The sequence below is a fragment of the Paracoccus sp. S4493 genome, assembly GCF_000967735.1.
In the GTDB taxonomy this organism is placed as follows: Bacteria; Pseudomonadota; Alphaproteobacteria; order Rhodobacterales; family Rhodobacteraceae; genus Paracoccus; species Paracoccus marcusii.
This window is the reverse complement of sequence record NZ_JXYF01000167.1, coordinates 1-268: the sequence shown is the minus strand read 5'-3', so window position 1 is coordinate 268 and position 268 is coordinate 1. Positions and strand designations below refer to the sequence as shown.

Genomic DNA, 268 nt, shown 5'->3' with positions numbered 1-268 from the left:
AGGCCACGCGTGGCCGCCAGAGACAGGGCGGTGCCCGCGATGCAACCCAGAAGCGTGGCGACCAGCGCGATGTTCAGCGTTTCGACCAGGGCGGGCAGGGCGCGGATCATGTGGCCGGGCAGGTTGGCCGATTTCTGCACCGCCTCGGACACGAGGGCTGCGGGGAAATCGCCCACCTGGTGCAGCCCCTGCCAGAACCCGCCGGCGTTGCGGGCGTCGGCCACGCGGAACCCCGACACCATCATCGCCACGAAGATGACGACCAGCA

General features: G+C 69.8%; 1 pseudogene. It reads right to left on the bottom strand.

Features of this window, described 5'->3' with window-relative positions:
- Window positions 1-268: pseudogene (locus TW83_RS21220) on the bottom strand (phosphonate ABC transporter, permease protein PhnE); the annotation flags it as partial.